We start from the raw sequence: 269 nt of genomic DNA on the forward strand, positions 1-269 counted from the left end.
GATATGAACTCTTGGGCGGTATCAGCCTGTTATCCCCGGAGTACCTTTTATCCGTTGAGCGATGGCCCTTCCATACAGAACCACCGGATCACTATGACCTGCTTTCGCACCTGCTCGAGCCGTCACTCTCGCAGTCAAGCCAGCTTATGCCATTGCACTAACCTCCTGATGTCCGACCAGGATTAGCTGACCTTCGTGCTCCTCCGTTACACTTTGGGAGGAGACCGCCCCAGTCAAACTACCCACCAGACACTGTCCCCACGCCGGAT

1 rRNA gene is annotated in these 269 nt (G+C 55.4%); it reads right to left on the bottom strand.

The features are described from left to right. Positions 1 to 269, bottom strand: a 23S ribosomal RNA gene (locus tag DW58_RS19695); the annotation flags it as partial.

It is taken from the genome of Siccibacter turicensis LMG 23730, assembly GCF_000463155.2.
GTDB classification, from domain to species: domain Bacteria; phylum Pseudomonadota; class Gammaproteobacteria; order Enterobacterales; family Enterobacteriaceae; genus Siccibacter; species Siccibacter turicensis.